This window comes from Pseudomonas sp. UBT (assembly GCF_050915955.1).
GTDB lineage: Bacteria > Pseudomonadota > Gammaproteobacteria > Pseudomonadales > Pseudomonadaceae > Aquipseudomonas > Aquipseudomonas antarctica_A.
Map to the genome: position 1 here is coordinate 1122944 of NZ_CP168079.1, position 14571 is coordinate 1137514.

14 protein-coding genes are annotated in these 14571 nt (G+C 61.9%); 9 read left to right on the forward strand and 5 right to left on the reverse strand.

Features of this window, described 5'->3' with window-relative positions:
- Positions 1-7 precede the first annotated feature (7 nt).
- Genes ACDZ94_RS05295 through ACDZ94_RS05325 form a run of 7 tightly spaced genes read left to right on the forward strand, consistent with a single transcriptional unit; the run spans position 8 to position 6487 of the window.
- Complete coding sequence (locus ACDZ94_RS05295; RefSeq protein ID WP_064450509.1) at positions 8-1237, forward strand: type II and III secretion system protein family protein; 1230 nt, start codon at positions 8-10, stop codon at positions 1235-1237.
- A complete protein-coding gene (locus ACDZ94_RS05300; RefSeq protein WP_064450508.1) occupies positions 1234-2427 on the forward strand; it encodes an AAA family ATPase in 1194 nt (397 codons plus the stop codon). Before ACDZ94_RS05295 ends, ACDZ94_RS05300 begins: the two co-directional genes overlap by 4 nt.
- Positions 2424-3692, forward strand: a complete 1269-nt coding sequence (locus ACDZ94_RS05305; protein ID WP_432751169.1) for a CpaF family protein — start codon at positions 2424-2426, stop codon at positions 3690-3692. The genes ACDZ94_RS05300 and ACDZ94_RS05305 overlap by 4 nt, the downstream gene beginning before the upstream one ends.
- Positions 3693-3705: 13 nt before the next feature.
- The gene (locus ACDZ94_RS05310; protein WP_064450506.1) at positions 3706-4587 is read left to right on the forward strand and encodes a type II secretion system F family protein; all 882 of its coding nucleotides are present in this window, start codon (positions 3706-3708) and stop codon (positions 4585-4587) included.
- Between the two features lies 1 nt (position 4588).
- Positions 4589-5482 carry a type II secretion system F family protein gene (locus tag ACDZ94_RS05315; RefSeq protein WP_064450505.1) on the forward strand — a complete coding sequence of 298 codons (894 nt, stop codon included), beginning with the start codon at positions 4589-4591 and terminating at the stop codon, positions 5480-5482.
- A 10-nt stretch (positions 5483-5492) separates the two neighbouring features.
- The gene (locus ACDZ94_RS05320) at positions 5493-6215 is read left to right on the forward strand and encodes a tetratricopeptide repeat protein (RefSeq protein ID WP_064450504.1); all 723 of its coding nucleotides are present in this window, start codon (positions 5493-5495) and stop codon (positions 6213-6215) included.
- Between the two features lie 2 nt (positions 6216-6217).
- The gene (locus tag ACDZ94_RS05325) at positions 6218-6487 is read left to right on the forward strand and encodes a DUF3613 domain-containing protein (RefSeq protein ID WP_064450503.1); all 270 of its coding nucleotides are present in this window, start codon (positions 6218-6220) and stop codon (positions 6485-6487) included.
- Positions 6488-6629: 142 nt separating this feature from the next.
- Here ACDZ94_RS05325 and ACDZ94_RS05330 read toward each other — a convergent pair whose 3' ends face one another.
- The gene (locus ACDZ94_RS05330) at positions 6630-7412 is read right to left on the reverse strand and encodes a response regulator transcription factor (protein ID WP_221293811.1); all 783 of its coding nucleotides are present in this window, start codon (positions 7410-7412) and stop codon (positions 6630-6632) included.
- A 126-nt stretch (positions 7413-7538) separates the two neighbouring features.
- Entirely contained in the window at positions 7539-8012 is a 474-nt protein-coding gene (locus ACDZ94_RS05335) for a prepilin peptidase (protein ID WP_064450501.1), read from the reverse strand.
- 71 nt (positions 8013-8083) lie between these two features.
- Here ACDZ94_RS05335 and ACDZ94_RS05340 point away from each other — a divergent pair, with 71 nt between their 5' ends.
- Positions 8084-8521, forward strand: a complete 438-nt coding sequence (locus ACDZ94_RS05340; protein ID WP_064450500.1) for a TadE/TadG family type IV pilus assembly protein — start codon at positions 8084-8086, stop codon at positions 8519-8521.
- A complete protein-coding gene (locus ACDZ94_RS05345) occupies positions 8518-11250 on the forward strand; it encodes a PAS domain-containing sensor histidine kinase (protein WP_432751170.1) in 2733 nt (910 codons plus the stop codon). The genes ACDZ94_RS05340 and ACDZ94_RS05345 overlap by 4 nt, the downstream gene beginning before the upstream one ends.
- Here the strand turns inward: ACDZ94_RS05345 and ACDZ94_RS05350 are convergent.
- The 3 genes from ACDZ94_RS05350 to ACDZ94_RS05360 all read right to left on the reverse strand — a co-directional run bounded on the left by ACDZ94_RS05350 (position 11247) and on the right by ACDZ94_RS05360 (position 14561).
- Complete coding sequence (locus tag ACDZ94_RS05350) at positions 11247-13223, reverse strand: pilus assembly protein TadG-related protein (protein WP_432751171.1); 1977 nt, start codon at positions 13221-13223, stop codon at positions 11247-11249. The two genes, ACDZ94_RS05345 and ACDZ94_RS05350, sit on opposite strands and share 4 nt — an antisense overlap.
- A gap of 132 nt (positions 13224-13355) precedes the next feature.
- Positions 13356-13913, reverse strand: coding sequence for a DUF4136 domain-containing protein (locus tag ACDZ94_RS05355; RefSeq protein WP_262666920.1), 558 nt, complete (start codon positions 13911-13913; stop codon positions 13356-13358).
- 45 nt (positions 13914-13958) lie between these two features.
- Positions 13959-14561 (reverse strand): DUF4136 domain-containing protein, encoded by a 603-nt coding sequence (locus ACDZ94_RS05360; protein WP_053254146.1) that lies wholly within the window; start codon positions 14559-14561, stop codon positions 13959-13961.
- Positions 14562-14571 lie beyond the last annotated feature (10 nt).

Here is a 14571-nt window from a genome sequence, read left to right on the forward strand (position 1 = left end):
GCTGTGCATGAGCCGACGTTTCGCACCGGTGTTCACGCTGAAAATCGCCTGTGCCCTGATGCTGTCGAACTTGTCTGTAGGAGTGGCCGTGGCCGCCCCAGGCAACTGTGGCAGTTTGGGCCAACTGCCCGCAGCACTCTCGGTTGGCGAGGGCCTGCAACAGGAGCTGCAATCACCGGTCGCGATCACGCGCCTGGCGATAGGCGACCCGAAAATTGCCGATGTCCACCTCAACGGGGATCGCGGTTTCCTGCTCACCGGTGTGGCCTCCGGCACCACGAGCCTGATGGTCTGGACAGCCTGCTCGAACACGCCGCGCCAGAGCATGGTGTTCGTCAAGGGCAAGGCCACATCAGCCCTCACCAGCCTCGCACTGTCGCCTTCCGATGACCCACTGCTGCCCAGCCAGGTGCAGACCGACATTCGTTTTGTCGAGGTCAGCCGCACCAAGCTCAAGGAAGCCAGTACGTCGATCTTCGGGCGCGGCGGCAACTTCCTGTTCGGCAGCCCCAGCAACGTGGCCAACCCGGTGAGTACGGCGTTTCGCGGCAACCTCCCGGTCAACGGCGATACCTTTAATATCGGCTTCGGTGGCGGGCGTGTGTCGGCCATGATCAACGCCCTGGAAAGCAGCGGTTTTGCCTACACCCTGGCGCGTCCGAGCTTGGTGGCCATGAGTGGCCAGAGCGCAACGTTCCTCGCGGGCGGCGAAGTGCCGATTCCGGTGCCCAGCAGCGGCAGCAACAGCATCTCGATCGAGTACAAGGAGTTCGGGATTCGCCTGACCCTGACCCCGACAGTGATCGACCACAACCGGATCTCCCTCAAAGTGGCACCGGAAGTCAGCGAACTGGACTACACCAACGCGGTGGTCATCCAGAACATCTCGGTACCGGCCCTGACCATCCGCCGCACCGACACCAGCGTGTCGCTGGCAGACGGCGAAAGCTTCGTGATCAGCGGCCTGATCAGCAGCAACAACACCACCAATATCAGCAAATTTCCTGGCCTCGGTGACATCCCGATCCTGGGTGCGTTCTTTCGCGACTCCTCGGTTAACCGCCAGGACAAAGAGCTGCTGATGATTGTCACGCCACACCTGGTGCAGCCATTGGCAGCCAATGCCCAGTTGCCATCCTTGCCGGGCGAGAAGCTGCGCAACTACGACCCGAACTGGTACCGCCTGTACTTTCTGGAAAACGGTAATTTCGACCGACTCAATGGTTTGTCCCAATGAGCGATAGCCTGAGCCAGACGTTTCTGGCAATCACGCGCAATACCACCGACCTGGAATGGCTGCAGGGCGCGCTGGCGCCGCTTGGCCAAGTGGTCAGTGCCGGTAGCGGCACCCTGGACGAGTTGCTGGCGCTGGTGGATGTAACCTTCGCCAACCTGGTGTTTATCGGTCTCGACCGTGAACACGTGGTCGCCCAAAGCGCGCTGATCGAAGGTGCACTGGAAGCCAAGCCGATGCTGGCCATCGTCGCCCTCGGTGACGGCATGGACAACCAGTTGGTGCTCAATGCAATGCGCGCCGGCGCCCGGGATTTTGTCGCCTACGGTTCACGCTCCAGCGAAGTCGCCGGGCTGGTGCGCCGCCTGAGCAAGCGCCTGCCACCGGTCACCACCAATACCCAACTGGGCGGCCTTACCGTGATGTACGGCACCCAAAGCAATGCCGACGGCGCCCTGCTGGCCAGCCATTTGGCGTTGGTCGTGCAAAAGAGCGGCCAGCAAACCCTGCTGCTGGACCTGGGCCTGCCCCGCGGCGACAGCCTGGCGCTGCTGGGGCTGGAAAGCTCATTCAATTTCGGCGATGCCCTGCGCCACCTCAGGCGGTTGGACACCACCCTGATCAACAGCGCGTTTACCTCAGCCGAAGACGGTCTGCGCATCCTTGCCTATGCCCCCAACGACGAGCCCCTGGAGCTGACCAGCGCCGCCGAGCTCTACATGCTGCTCAGTGCCTTGCGCCAGCACTTCCAGCACATTGTGGTGAACCTCGCCGGCCAGCCGGACAGCGAAGCGCTGCGCACGTTTGTCAGCCACTGCGACAAGCTGTTGTGGTGCACCGACCAGAGCGTACTGGACTGCCGTCGCAACCTCGGCGTGCTAAAGCAGTGGCGCGAAAAGGGCATGAAACTGGAGCACGCCAAGCTCTTGGTCGACCGCTATATCAAAGGCTGCGCGCCCGACTCCGAGGCCTTGGGCAAAAGCTTCGGGCTGGAAGTGATCGCCGTGTTGCCGTTGAGCCCGGAGGTGCGCCTTAACGCCAAGAACCAGGGGCAGACCCTGTTCACACTGGCCCCTCGAGAAAGCCTGACCCTCGCGCTGAAAACCCTTGGGGAGCGGCTGGCAAAGCGTTCGGAAGGCATGAAGAAACCGTCCAACACCTGGCTTGAACGCTTACTGAGAACAGGCAAATGAACGGCGAAAAACTCTTTGGCACACCGGCTCGCGGGCTCGCTGGCAACACCGACCACGACGGGCTGAAGCTGGTGCTGCATCGTTACATCATCGATGCCATCGAAGAGTCGGGAAAAAACCTGCTGGAGGGCTCACGCCAGCTGTTGGCGCAGTTTGTCATCGACAAAGTCGCTGAATACATCAACCGCATGCACCTGGCGATTTCCCGTTATGAGATGGAGCGCCTGGCCGAAGAAATCGTCGACGAGTTGACCGGTTTCGGCCCGCTGGAAGTGCTGCTGCGCGACCCGTCCGTGACAGAAATCCTGGTCAATGGCCCACACCGCGTGTTTATCGAACGTGACGGTTTGCTGCACCTGAGCGACCTGCGCTTTATCGATTCGCACCACGTTGAGCGGGTGATGCAACGCATCCTCGCACCGCTGGGCCGGCGCCTGGATGAGTCATCGCCGATGGTCGACGCCCGCCTGCCCGATGGCAGCCGGGTCAACGCGATCATCCCGCCGATCGCCCTCGATGGGCCCTGCCTGTCGATTCGTAAATTTCGCAAGGACATGCTCAAGAGCAGCGACCTGGTCGCGATGCAGACCATCGACCAGAACATCTTCGACTTCCTCCAGGAAGCAGTCGGCAAGCGCTGCAACATCCTGATCAGCGGCGGCACCGGCACCGGTAAAACCACACTGCTGAATATCCTCAGCCAATTGATCAACCCCCATGAACGCCTGGTGACCATCGAGGACGTGGCCGAGTTGCAACTGGGCCACCCGCACGTCGTGCGCCTGGAAACCCGCCCGCCGAACGCGGAGGGCCACGGCGAGGTCAAGGCCAGCGACCTGATCCGCAACGCCCTGCGGATGCGCCCCGACCGCATTATTCTCGGCGAGATCCGAGGGGTGGAAGTGCTCGATGTACTGACCGCCATGAACACCGGCCACGACGGTTCCATGAGCACCGTGCATGCCAACAACGCCGGCGATGCGCTGCTGCGCCTGGAAACCCTGGTGGGGTTGACCGGCCGCGTGGTGGCGGAGAAAACCCTGCGGCAAATGATCTGCGCGGCCCTGGACGTGGTGATCCAACTGACCCGCCTGCCGGACGGGCGTCGTTGCGTCAGTGAAGTGGTCGAGGTGGTGGGCATCCGCGAAGACGTCTACGTGACCAACACCCTGTTCCGGCATGACCGGCGTACCGGCTTCGGTTTTCTGCGCGAGGCGGTCAACCCTGCCGGCGAAAAACTGCGCCGCGAACCGACACTGCCTTGAAGGAGGCACAACCATGACCGGGGCCATCCTGCTGCTCATCTGCCTGATCCTGATCGGCCTGTCGATTCGATCCTTTCAAAACGGCCTGCGCCGCGCCCAGACCGAGCGCGTGCTGGGACGGCTCGCCGAAGGCCAACCGCAGCTGACCGAAGAAGCCGGCCAGTGGAGTGGCGTGGAAAAAATGTTCCTGCGTGCGGGCCTGGGCAAACCCACCGACAGTTTGGGCCTGTGGCTGACGATGTGGGGCCTGGGCGTAGTGCTGGGGGGGTTGGTCGCCGGCTGGGTCGGCCTGCTGGTGATGCTGGTATTGCCGCTGTTGTTGTTGCGCCTGTACATCGCCTGGCGCTACCAACGACGCATCAAGCGCATGATCGAACAGCTGCCGCAATTGCTCGACCATACGGTACGCAGCCTCAAGGCCGGGCGAACCTTGGCCGATGCGGTGCTGGGCGGTATCGAGATCACTGAGGACCCGCTGCAAGAGGCCATGGGCCGTATCCGGCGCAATGTGCAGCTGGGTGTCAGCCTGCCGGAGTCCGCCCACGACTTTGCCGAGTTCTACGAGCGTGATGAGTTTCGGCTGTTCGCGTTGGGCTTGAAGGTCAACCACCGCTATGGCGGCAACGCCAGTGAATTGTTGGAAAACCTGATCAAGATGATCCGCGAGCGCGAGCAGGCCGCTCGCCAGCTACGCGCCCTGACCGGCGAAACCCGGGTGACCGCCTATGTGCTCACCGCCCTGCCGATCTCGATGATCGGCTACTTCCTGGCGGTGAACCCCGCCTACCTGATGACCATGTGGAACGACGGCACCGGGCGCATGCTGTTGTTCGTGGCGCTGATCATGCAGCTGTTGGGCTGCTTCACCTTGTGGCGCATGTTGCGGAGCGTATGAGATGGCTATTTCGCTGCTGATCAGCGCCGTACTGTTCCTGGCCGCCCTGGCGCTGGTGCTGGCCAACTTGATAAAACATCGGCGCAGCCAACACCTGGTCGCCCAGCGTTTACAGGGCCAGATGGGCCGTGAGCACCGGTTTGGCACGCTGATGCGTCAATTGGGCAACAGCCCCATCGCGCAACGCTCGGTCAGCCTGGACAACGAAACCCAAACCCTGCTCAACCGGGTCGGCTGGCGCCAGGCCACCCAGCGCTCCATGTTTGCGGCCATACAAGTGGGCACCCCGTTACTGCTGTTGGGCGTCGTACTGGTGGGCCAGCAACTGCTGTTTCCCCACACTGCTTCGCCGTGGCTGGCGCCCTTGATTGGCCTGGGCATCGGCTATCTGCTGCCCAAGCGCATTCTGGCCAGGGCCGCCAAGGCGCGGCAGCAACGCATTGCGCGCGAGGTATCCACTTTCATTCCGCTGCTGCGCATTCTGTTCGAGTCCGGCATGGCGGTCGAACAAGCGCTACGCGTGCTGAGCATTGAAGCGCAGCGCCTGCTGCCGGCGCTGACCTCTGAACTGCGCCTGATCCTGACCCGCGTCGATTCCGGCCTGGAACTCAGCGAAGAGTTGGGTAAAACCGCCAGGATGCTGGCCGTGGATGAATTCACCGACACCTGCACCATCCTCCAGCAACTGGTTCAGCAGGGCGGCGGCGCGATGAAATCGTTGCTGGCGCTCAAGCAATTGCTCGACGACCGACGTCTGACGCGCATCCAGGAATTCGTGTCGAAGATGTCCGCGAAAATGTCGGTCGTGATGATGGTGTTTTTGTTTCCCGCCCTGCTGATCGTGCTCGGGGGGCCGGCGTTCATCGGCATCTCTCGGGCCTTGAGTAACTTATGAGGAGCGCCCGATGAAAGCCTTGATAGCCGGAATGAGCCTGTTATTGCTCGGCGGTTGCGCCACCAATGGCCAGACCCCGTGGGCTGCCCTGACGGCAACCGGCACCTGCCCCAAACCCGGCGCCGACCAGGAACTGTCGCTGAACCTGGCCGATGAAATGGCCAACGACGGCAAGCTGCACGCCAGCCTGGCCAACCTGCAGAGCTTGCCGGCCAATCTGCCCCAGGTGCGCCTGCGCCAGGCCAAGGCCTATCGGTTGCTGGGACGCAGCGAGGCAGAGCCACTTTATCGCAGCCTGCTCGGCACCTGCATGGCCGCAGAAGGCGAACACGGTTTGGGGCAACTGGCCTCGGCCAAGGGTGACAACGGGCAAGCCATGTCGCACTTGCAACGCGCGGCGCGACTGGCCCCGACTGACGAAAAGATCCGCAATGACCTGGGCGTGGTGTACCTCAACCAACTGCGTCTTGAGGATGCGCGATTCGAATTCATGACCGCCATGGAGCTCAAGCAGAGCGACACGCTGGCGGCGATCAACCTGGTGACCCTGCTGATCTATCAGGACAACTGGACGCAGGCCGCACAACTGGTCACGCAAATGGGCCTGAGCCCCGAACAAGTCACCGACGCCCAGGCCAGGGCCGAAAAACTCAAGGGCTCAAGCGCCCCCATCGCCAAGGCCAAGGACCAGATCGCCACGGTCGTCGATGCAGCCAGCAACCCGAGGAATTAATGATGAAAGTGCCTTATCTCACCAGCCTGGCAGTGCTGGTAATGCCCCTGAGCGTCATGGCCATAGAACCCGGCCCCTCCTCGCCGCAGCAGGCGGCCACCGAGAACTGGCTGACGTTGCAGTCCAGTGGACGTGTCGCATCAACGACGCCACAAAAAGCCACGGCCGTGGAACGCGAACAAGCCGCCCAACGTTTACTGGAGAGCTACAAACATCCGATTCCGGAGTATTTCGAACAGAAAGTCGGTGGGCAGACCCAAGGCAGTAATTGAGCCAATCCGGCACCCGCGTCGTGCCAAATGGAGGAGCGGGCTTGCTCGCGAATGCGTGGTAGCAGCCGAGACATCCTCAGCCGATTCACCGCTTTCGCGAGCAAGCCCGCTCCCACATTTTGGCCGAGTGTGAAAGGACAGGTCAGTGGGCAGTGACACGCTGGCGCATTGCCGAATTGTTCGGCGATAGCGCCAACGCCAACTGCGTGCGGTTATGCATGTGGGTCAGGCGCAAAACCTGAGACACATACAGCTTCACCGTGTTCTCGGTGATGCCCAGCTCGCAGGCGATTTGATAGTTGGTCTGCCCCTTGCCCACCAGCCGCGCGACGTCCAACTGACGCGGCGACAACTGGTTGAAGATCGCCGGAGTTTCCACCGAGCCGACCTCCTCGGCCGACACGTCTTCGCCCTCGAGCGCTTGCGGGCTGCGGCGCACTTTATCGAGGTCCTGGTACAGATCGTTGATGGACTCGGAAAGAAATTGCAGCTTCTGGTTCAGGTGCCCCAGTTGCAGCTCCTTTTTGCGTTCTTCCAGCGCGGCTTCCTGGCGCTGCAAGCCCTCGAGCAGCTCGTGCAGATCGATCGGTTTCTGGTAGTAGTCCGCGATCCCGGCGCGTAGGGCCTTGATCACATCTTGCTTGTCGGCGCGGCCGGTCAACATGATCGCCTCAAAGGCACGTTGCTTGCCGGCAACCTTTTGCAGGGCCTGGACCAACTCAATGCCGTCCATGTCCGGCATATGCAGGTCGCACAGCACCAGGCCGATCTCGTCATCTTCGCTGAAGCGTTTCAGGGCCTGTTGGCTGGACCCACATGGGACGCAACGGAAACCGCTGCTTTCAAGAAACTCACAGAGCTCTTCCACGATCAGCGGCTGATCATCGACCACGAGCACTTTTACTGCAGAGGTAAGCTTGTTCACGCGCTACTCCATGCCTAGCAAGCCAATAGTTTGACTAATCCTTCACCACGAAATATTCCTTACACCTACGTATTAAACGTAGACGTACTTTCTGACTATGTACATAGCGTTAATACCCTCTGACGACTAATGGATCCAAAACCAGGCTGCAGCAAAACCCACCAGTAAAAACGGCGCGAACGGCAGCTTTTTTGACGAGTCCGGTGCCAGGTGAACCAAATGAGTTTTAAGCCCTTGACGCATAAGCGGCCAAAGCTTTGGCGCCAGTAACAGCCAGAGCAAATTGACGGCCGCAGCCCCTACAAATGCCACCAGCAAATACTCGGCATTCGATGCCAGCGCCAGGGCCGCAAGCAGCTTGACGTCCCCCGCCCCCAGACGGCCAAGGGCGTAACCGGGCAAGGTCAACAGCAGTGCCAGGATAAAGGCCCACAGCCCCTGCCCGACGGATGCTCCGAGCCAGGTGTTGCCCGTCCACACCAGATAAATCAACGCCAACAGGGCAGCGCCCAGCGTCAGGCGATTGGCAAGCAATCGTTGCCGGACGTCCTGCACCGCACACAGCGCCAACCACAACAGCACCACCGCACCCTGGATCACTAAAAAACATCCCTTTTTGCTGATTGATTCTATGCTGATATCAAGTAGTAGCCGTCAGGGTAGACGCGGTGATGAAAACAAGCCTCCCAAGAAAGCAAAAAGGCACGGCAGCGATTGAATTCGTGGCCGTGTTCGTGATTTTTTTCGCCGTGTTCTACGGCATGGTCAGCTATAGCCTGCCGCTGCTGTTATTGCAGTCGTTCAACCAGGCAACCGCCGAAGCCGTGCGGCTGAGCGTGGCCCTGGACCCGACGATGCCGGGCTACCAGGCCGCAGTGCAGAGCACCGCCAAAAACGCTATCACCACGCGTTTGTATTGGATTCCGCCAGCGTTCAACTTCAACATCAACCAAATCAACACCACCTTCAACAACGGCCTGCTGTCGGTGCAGATCAACTACCCCTCGGCCAATCTCCAGGCGGTAATGCCCTTTATTGTCCTGCCCGGCATTGGCACCGTGCCGCAATTGCCGGTGACATTGCAGGCCCAGTCGAGCCTGCAGTTTTGAGTTCGGGCGACAAACTCTTCGGGCGCCTGCTCGGCCGCGGTGGCGCGCTGGCTATCGACACGCCGGCGCCTCCTGCTGCCGGGCTGCACATGCAGTTGGATGCTCAAGGCCACGTGCTGGAGATCAGCGGCACGCTGCGCCCACAGTTAGGGCAGCACGTGAACTCGCCACGCTTGCACGACCTGCTGTGCGCCCACAGTGCCCTGGCGGTGGAAGGTGTTCCGGCCGATTGGCAACGCCACAGCCTGGACCTGGATTTCCAGAGCCCGGCCGGGCACATCCTGCACACCCGGGCGATGATAGAAGCCCATGAGCACGGCTGGCTGTTGCATGCCGTGGATATCGGCGATTTGCTCGGCGGCCGAGACCGGGCCGAGCAGCGCGAACAGAACCAGCAACTGATCAGCCTGGTGAGTGAGCAATTGCGCGTGTGCAGCCTCAGCCGCTTGCCCGAGGTGTTCAACGAACAGCTATGCAATATCGCGCAACGCTGGCGCATCCCCTGTGTCGCCTTCGCGTTGCTCGATCAGGAAGATCAGGGCTGGATGATCTACAGCCAGTACGCCAACCATGATGCACCGCTGTTCTGGCACACCGGCCAGCGCCTCGGCACCTGCCTGGACAGTCTCAACGGCACGACGCCGCTGAGCCTGCAAGCACCTTATGGGCGTGGTGAGCACCCGCGCTTGCACAGCGTGTTTGGCAATGCCGATGGTTTTCTTGTGCCCTATCGCGATGGCCAAGGCATCGCCGCATGGCTGCTGTGCGGCGCCTACAGCGGCCAACCGCACACCAACGACCGAGACTGGCTGAACCTCGCCGCCGCCCTGGCCGCGCCGTTGCTCAGCCGCCTGCGCGAACACCGTCACCATCAACAACTGGAACGCCTGGAAGCCCTGCAGGGCTTGCTGGGCACTGGCTGGTTTGAGTTGTTGCCCGTGAGCGGCGAAATCCAGCTTGCCCCCCAATTGATGCGCAACCTCGACCCGGAAGAAGGTCCGACCCGGCAACCCCTGGACGCGTGGCTGACCCTCATCCACCCCGCCGACCGCCAGGAGCTGCACAGTCGCCTGCGGGACCTGCAAACCCTCGGTAAGCCCTTGCTCGCCAGCGTACGCCTCAACCGCAGCGACACCGACCGGCCGCCGACCTGGTATCGCGTGCAGGGCCAAGTGTTGGGCGCCGGCGAGCGGCGTCGTTGGGTCGGCTTCATGCTCGATATCAGCGACATCAAGAACCAGCAATTGCAGGCCGACGCCGCCCACGCCCGACTGGACAACCTGATCGCCAGCTCACCGGCAGTGATCTATGTGCAGCGCTATGTGAACGGGGCCCTGCAACCGGTGTTTTTCAGTGACAGCCTGCTCCCCTTGCTCGGCCGCACGCTCGCCGAATGCAACCACGACAGCCTGGTGCAATGGGTGCACCCCGACGACCGCGACCTGTACTTCCAGCGCACCCGCCAACTGCTGCGTGAAGGCAGCGTGCGCAGTCGTTATCGTGTGCAGAATAAGCAGGGCGACTACCACTGGCTGCTCGATGAAGCCAAGTTGCTGCGCGACGACCTTGGCGTGCCGGTGGAAGCGGTCGGCCTGTGGCTTGATGTCACCGAGGCGACCCTGGCGGCGCAACAGGTCAAGGACAGCGAGGAGCGCTACCGAATTCTCGTGGAAGACTCCCCGGCGATGATTTGCCGCTACCGCCCGGACCTGACCCTGACCTTTGGCAACACGCCACTGGCCAACTATCTGGAATGCCTGCCCGCGCAGTTGCACGGGGTGAACCTGGGGGACTGGCTGTCGGCCGAACAGCGCGGGGCATTTGTGCACCGCATCGGGCAACTGACGCCGGAATTTCCTGTCAGCACCGCAGAAATCAGCCTGCAATTACCGGGGCGCGAACATGCCTGGTGGGTGTGGTCGGACCGCGGGGTATTTGATGAGCACGGCGCTTTGGTGGAAGTGCAGGCCGTGGGCCGCGATAACACCGAAGTGCGCCGCTCCCAACAACAACTGACGCAAAGCGCGAAAATGGCCACCCTCGGCGAAATGGCCACAGGTCTGGCCCATGAGATCAACCAGCCGCTGAACGTGATGCGCATGGCCATCGTCAACGTGCTCAAGCGCCTGAGCAATGGCGACGCGCAGGTCGATTACCTGACCGAAAAACTGCAGCGCATTGACGCACAGGTGCAGCGTGCGGCCCGTGTGGTGGACCATATGCGCGTGTTCGGCCGCCGCTCGGAGGTCGAGCAGCAACCCTTCGACCCGGCGCAGGCGCTGGAGGGCACGCTGTCGTTGCTCAGCGAAGGCTTGCGCGGCAAAGGCGTGGACGTGCGCCTGACCCAGGCGGAGGTTCCGGTGCAGGTCAAAGGCTACATCGACCAACTTGAGCAAGTATTGATCAACTTGATGGTCAACGCCCGCGACGCGCTATTGAGCCAACGCGAGAAAAACCCCGACCTGCGTCCCTGGATCGCCGTGCACACCGAACACGACAGCCGCCACGTGCGCATCTGGGTCGAAGACAACGGCGGCGGCATCGACCCACGGTTACTGGAGCGAATCTTCGAGCCGTTTTTCACCACCAAACCGATTGGCGTGGGCACCGGGTTGGGGTTGTCGGTGAGCTACGGCATCGTGGAAAACATGGGCGGGCGGCTGAGCGTCAGCAACGGTGAACACGGCGCGCGCTTTTGTATTGAACTGCCCAGAGCCACCGACGCTTAAATCACCAGGTAGGCTTCGCCGGTCTGGCCGCAGGTCAGGTTGGCGCCGACGTTTACATTCGCCAGGCTGATCCCCAGGCTGTTCAGCAAGTTGTTCAGAATCGGGTTGAGCAGCGGGCCCAACAGGTTATCCACGACCGGCGTGACGATGGCGCTGACACCGCTTAACAGCGAGACCGTATTCGCTATCAGGCTGCCCAGCGGGTTATTGCCCACCGGCTGATAGGCCGTGATGCCCACGCCACTGAGGGTGGTTGAAAGGCTGCTCACCACATTGGTGGCTGGCGTGGCGGCCAAATAGGTAGGCGTGAGGCCTACGTTGGGTGGCGTGGCAAAGGGCGTGGTGCTGGAAAACACCTGGGTTTGGTTGCTCCCAACGATCGGGCTTTGCACCTTGATCCCGATCCCACCGCCGGCAAACGGCACCCGGGTGCCGCAACTGCCGATAAAGGCAATCATATGGCAGGTCTTGGTGCCAATATCGATCAGCGCCATGGGCGCCACCGTCATCGGCTGCGTGGTGGAAAACGCATTCGTGATACTGCCCACATTCAGCGACGCCACAGAGGTCGTGGTCGTGGCCGTCAGACTCTTGGTACCCGCGTTGCCGGTCGGGCAGCTGTACGCGGTGACGTAACTGCTGGCGCCCCCGGCATCCAGGACGATATTGAGCGGCAGGTTGCCCGGCAACGGCAGCAAATCCAACTGTTGGCACCCGGCCCCCAGCAAACACAACGCCGAGTTGATGGTGGTCACCAGGTTCAAGCTCAGCAGGCCATTGACCACCGGCGTCAGCGGACCCACCAGGTTATTCACCGCCGTGGTCAGCCCCGACAAACTGCTCAACACCGGCAAGCTGACCGTCACCTCCGTACGCACCTGAGCGGTACGCACATAAATCGCGTTCGGCCCCAGCGGGTTGGCGGCGGCAAGTGCCGGGTTGCCAATGGCCGACAACTGCGGCGGCTCTATCACTTTGACTTGGGTGGTGATATTGGCCAGCCCCAGCAGGCTCACGGGCAAGGTCGCCGCCACCGCGCTCTGGCTGTTGGACAGTTGCACCACGCCCTGGATCAGTTGAAACACTTGCAGGTTGGCATTCAGCGCCGCAGCGGTGGTGCCGGTTTGCAATTGCAGGATTTGCCCAAGGGTTAATGGCGCCTGATTGATCGCGGCGACTTGTAGGTTGCCCAGCGCGGTCAACACGTCTGCCGTCGCACCGTTGGCGGTCAGCACAGTGATTGCGGCCTGGATCAACTGCGACGCGGTGACCGTGGTATTGAGCAATTGGGTGTAGTTACCGGCGGCCACGTTCAGGTTGACCGCCAACTGGTTGAGGTAACTGAGCAGATTGATGTTGGTGTTGAGCAAGCCATTCCAGCCAGCGAGGGTCAGGTTGACGTTGCCGCCGAGCAAGCCGCTGAACAGCGGGTTCAACAGGCTCGCGCTGGCCGTGTTGACGCTGGCCAGGGTGCTGTTGATGGTGAGCTGGGCCAACGATGGCGCAGGCATCGCCGCGACTGCCGTCGCCGTCAATACAGTGTTGACGCTGACCGGGCCGCCGGAAAAGAGTGTCCAGATTCCGCCGGCCACGCTGGTGGTGACGGTTTTGCTGACCACCACTTGAATCGCCGATGACACCGCAGGGTTTGCACTGAAGGTGCGCAGCCCCGACGCGGCGGTCGTTACCGTGCCGCAAAGGGTCGCCAGGGTATTGCCGTTACCCACCACAAAATTGTTCCGAGCCACACTCTGCGCCGCGTAAGCCGCTGCGCTCAGGCCCGCCACACAGGTCCCGCCGCGACTCACGGCCTCCAGCGCCGCCGTATCCGCCACGCCCTGCAGCTTGCGCTTTTCCAGGTACAAACGGCCGCTGTCGACCACCAGCAAGGTACAGACCAATACCAACGCCAACACGCCGACCGCCATCAAGCCAATGGCACCGCGCTGCTTGTAAGCCAATCGGGGAGACATCGAGCACTCCTGTGCCGGCGAGTTGCCGAGCGCTTACTCTCCTGGGGTGTCAATGAGTGTAGACAAGGGCTGGGGAGGATGACGGGCAAATGTGGGAGGTGCCTTGCTCCCACACAGCTCAGATGGCGGGGTTCAGTGCGGTGGGTAATTGGAAAGGATCTTGGTCACCGTGGTGCGGATGGCATTGCTGCGGTCCTGCGGGTTCGGCGTGCTGCTCATCATCTGCTCGTCGCTGCCACGCCACACCAGCTTGCCATCCTTGCCGTCCAACAGGTCGACCTGCAGGGTTGCGACCTTGTAGGTGATGTTGCGCGTTTCGTTGTACATCGGCGCGCCCCAGTAACCGTTCCACGGGCCGCCCCATGCTCCACCGTAATTGGTGGTGACTTGTTGCTGGCGGTCTTCGACGATCAGGTAAACCTGCACCTTCAGGTCGGCCTTGGTGCCTGCCGCAGCGGGACGCAGGCCGCGTTGGTCGAGTTGTTCGCCCACAGCCTGGCGGATGCGTTGCTCAGTGAGGTCACTCTTGATGCGCGGGTCATCCGGTCGATATTGCAGGGCCGGGTCTTTCCAGGCCCAGTTGCGATAGGCGCCGAAGTCGCGGCTGGCGTCATAGTCGTTGTTGACCTGACTGGTCTGGCAGCCCCCCAGCAGTACAACAACAGCAAGTGCAGCGAAGCGACGAAGCATGGTTGTTCTCCAAAAAACGGCATAGGCCTGAGATGAGAATAGCTGCTAACTGGGTGGGTAGGCAGTCATTGCCTTCTGCATTGCCTCGCGCAGTGCATCCGCGCGTTCGCTCAAGCTGCCCTGGCTGGTCGTTTCGGCGCTGGTGCTCCAGACCGGCTGGCGGGTGCGGGCATCGAACAGGCTGATACGCGCCACCGCCACCGTCACTTCATAGGTGCGCACCACCGGCACCGAGTTGTACATGCCGTAACCGTTGCCATAGCGGTTATAGCCACCGTAACCATAGCCATAGTCGTCCTGGACCTGGCGCAGGCGCTTTTCCAGGCGCACATCGGCGCTTACCAGCAGGTCGGGCGCACGGTTGTCATGCAAGGGGCGCAAGCCGCGCTGGTCAAGGGCGCCGCTGACCGCCTCGGCAATTTGCGCCGAGTCGGCCCACGCCGAACCCGCCGGCAGTTGGCCGTTAAGCCAGGCCCAACTGCGATAGGCGCCATAGTCGCGCACCGGCGCCGGGTAGGCGCTGGCATCAAAGGTGTTGGCCGCCTGTGCCGGAGCCGGCGGCATCGGGGCCGAGGCGGCCACGTAAGGATTCGGGCTGGAACATGCTCCCAAACCCAGGGACAACAGGATCAAACAGAGACGACGCATTTCGACCTCC

Bases quoted from the DNA above. Each gene is read 5' to 3' on its own strand.
- ACDZ94_RS05360 (WP_053254146.1), bottom strand. From the start codon at position 14,561: ATGCGTCGTCTCTGTTTGATCCTGTTGTCCCTGGGTTTGGGAGCATGT.
- ACDZ94_RS05320 (WP_064450504.1), top strand. From the start codon at position 5,493: ATGAAAGCCTTGATAGCCGGAATGAGCCTGTTATTGCTCGGCGGTTGC.
- ACDZ94_RS05355 (WP_262666920.1), bottom strand. From the start codon at position 13,913: ATGCTTCGTCGCTTCGCTGCACTTGCTGTTGTTGTACTGCTGGGGGGC.
- ACDZ94_RS05315 (WP_064450505.1), top strand. From the start codon at position 4,589: ATGGCTATTTCGCTGCTGATCAGCGCCGTACTGTTCCTGGCCGCCCTG.
- ACDZ94_RS05295 (WP_064450509.1), top strand. From the start codon at position 8: ATGAGCCGACGTTTCGCACCGGTGTTCACGCTGAAAATCGCCTGTGCC.
- ACDZ94_RS05300 (WP_064450508.1), top strand. From the start codon at position 1,234: ATGAGCGATAGCCTGAGCCAGACGTTTCTGGCAATCACGCGCAATACC.
- ACDZ94_RS05305 (WP_432751169.1), top strand. From the start codon at position 2,424: ATGAACGGCGAAAAACTCTTTGGCACACCGGCTCGCGGGCTCGCTGGC.
- ACDZ94_RS05350 (WP_432751171.1), bottom strand. From the start codon at position 13,223: ATGTCTCCCCGATTGGCTTACAAGCAGCGCGGTGCCATTGGCTTGATG.
- ACDZ94_RS05325 (WP_064450503.1), top strand. From the start codon at position 6,218: ATGAAAGTGCCTTATCTCACCAGCCTGGCAGTGCTGGTAATGCCCCTG.
- ACDZ94_RS05340 (WP_064450500.1), top strand. From the start codon at position 8,084: ATGAAAACAAGCCTCCCAAGAAAGCAAAAAGGCACGGCAGCGATTGAA.
- ACDZ94_RS05310 (WP_064450506.1), top strand. From the start codon at position 3,706: ATGACCGGGGCCATCCTGCTGCTCATCTGCCTGATCCTGATCGGCCTG.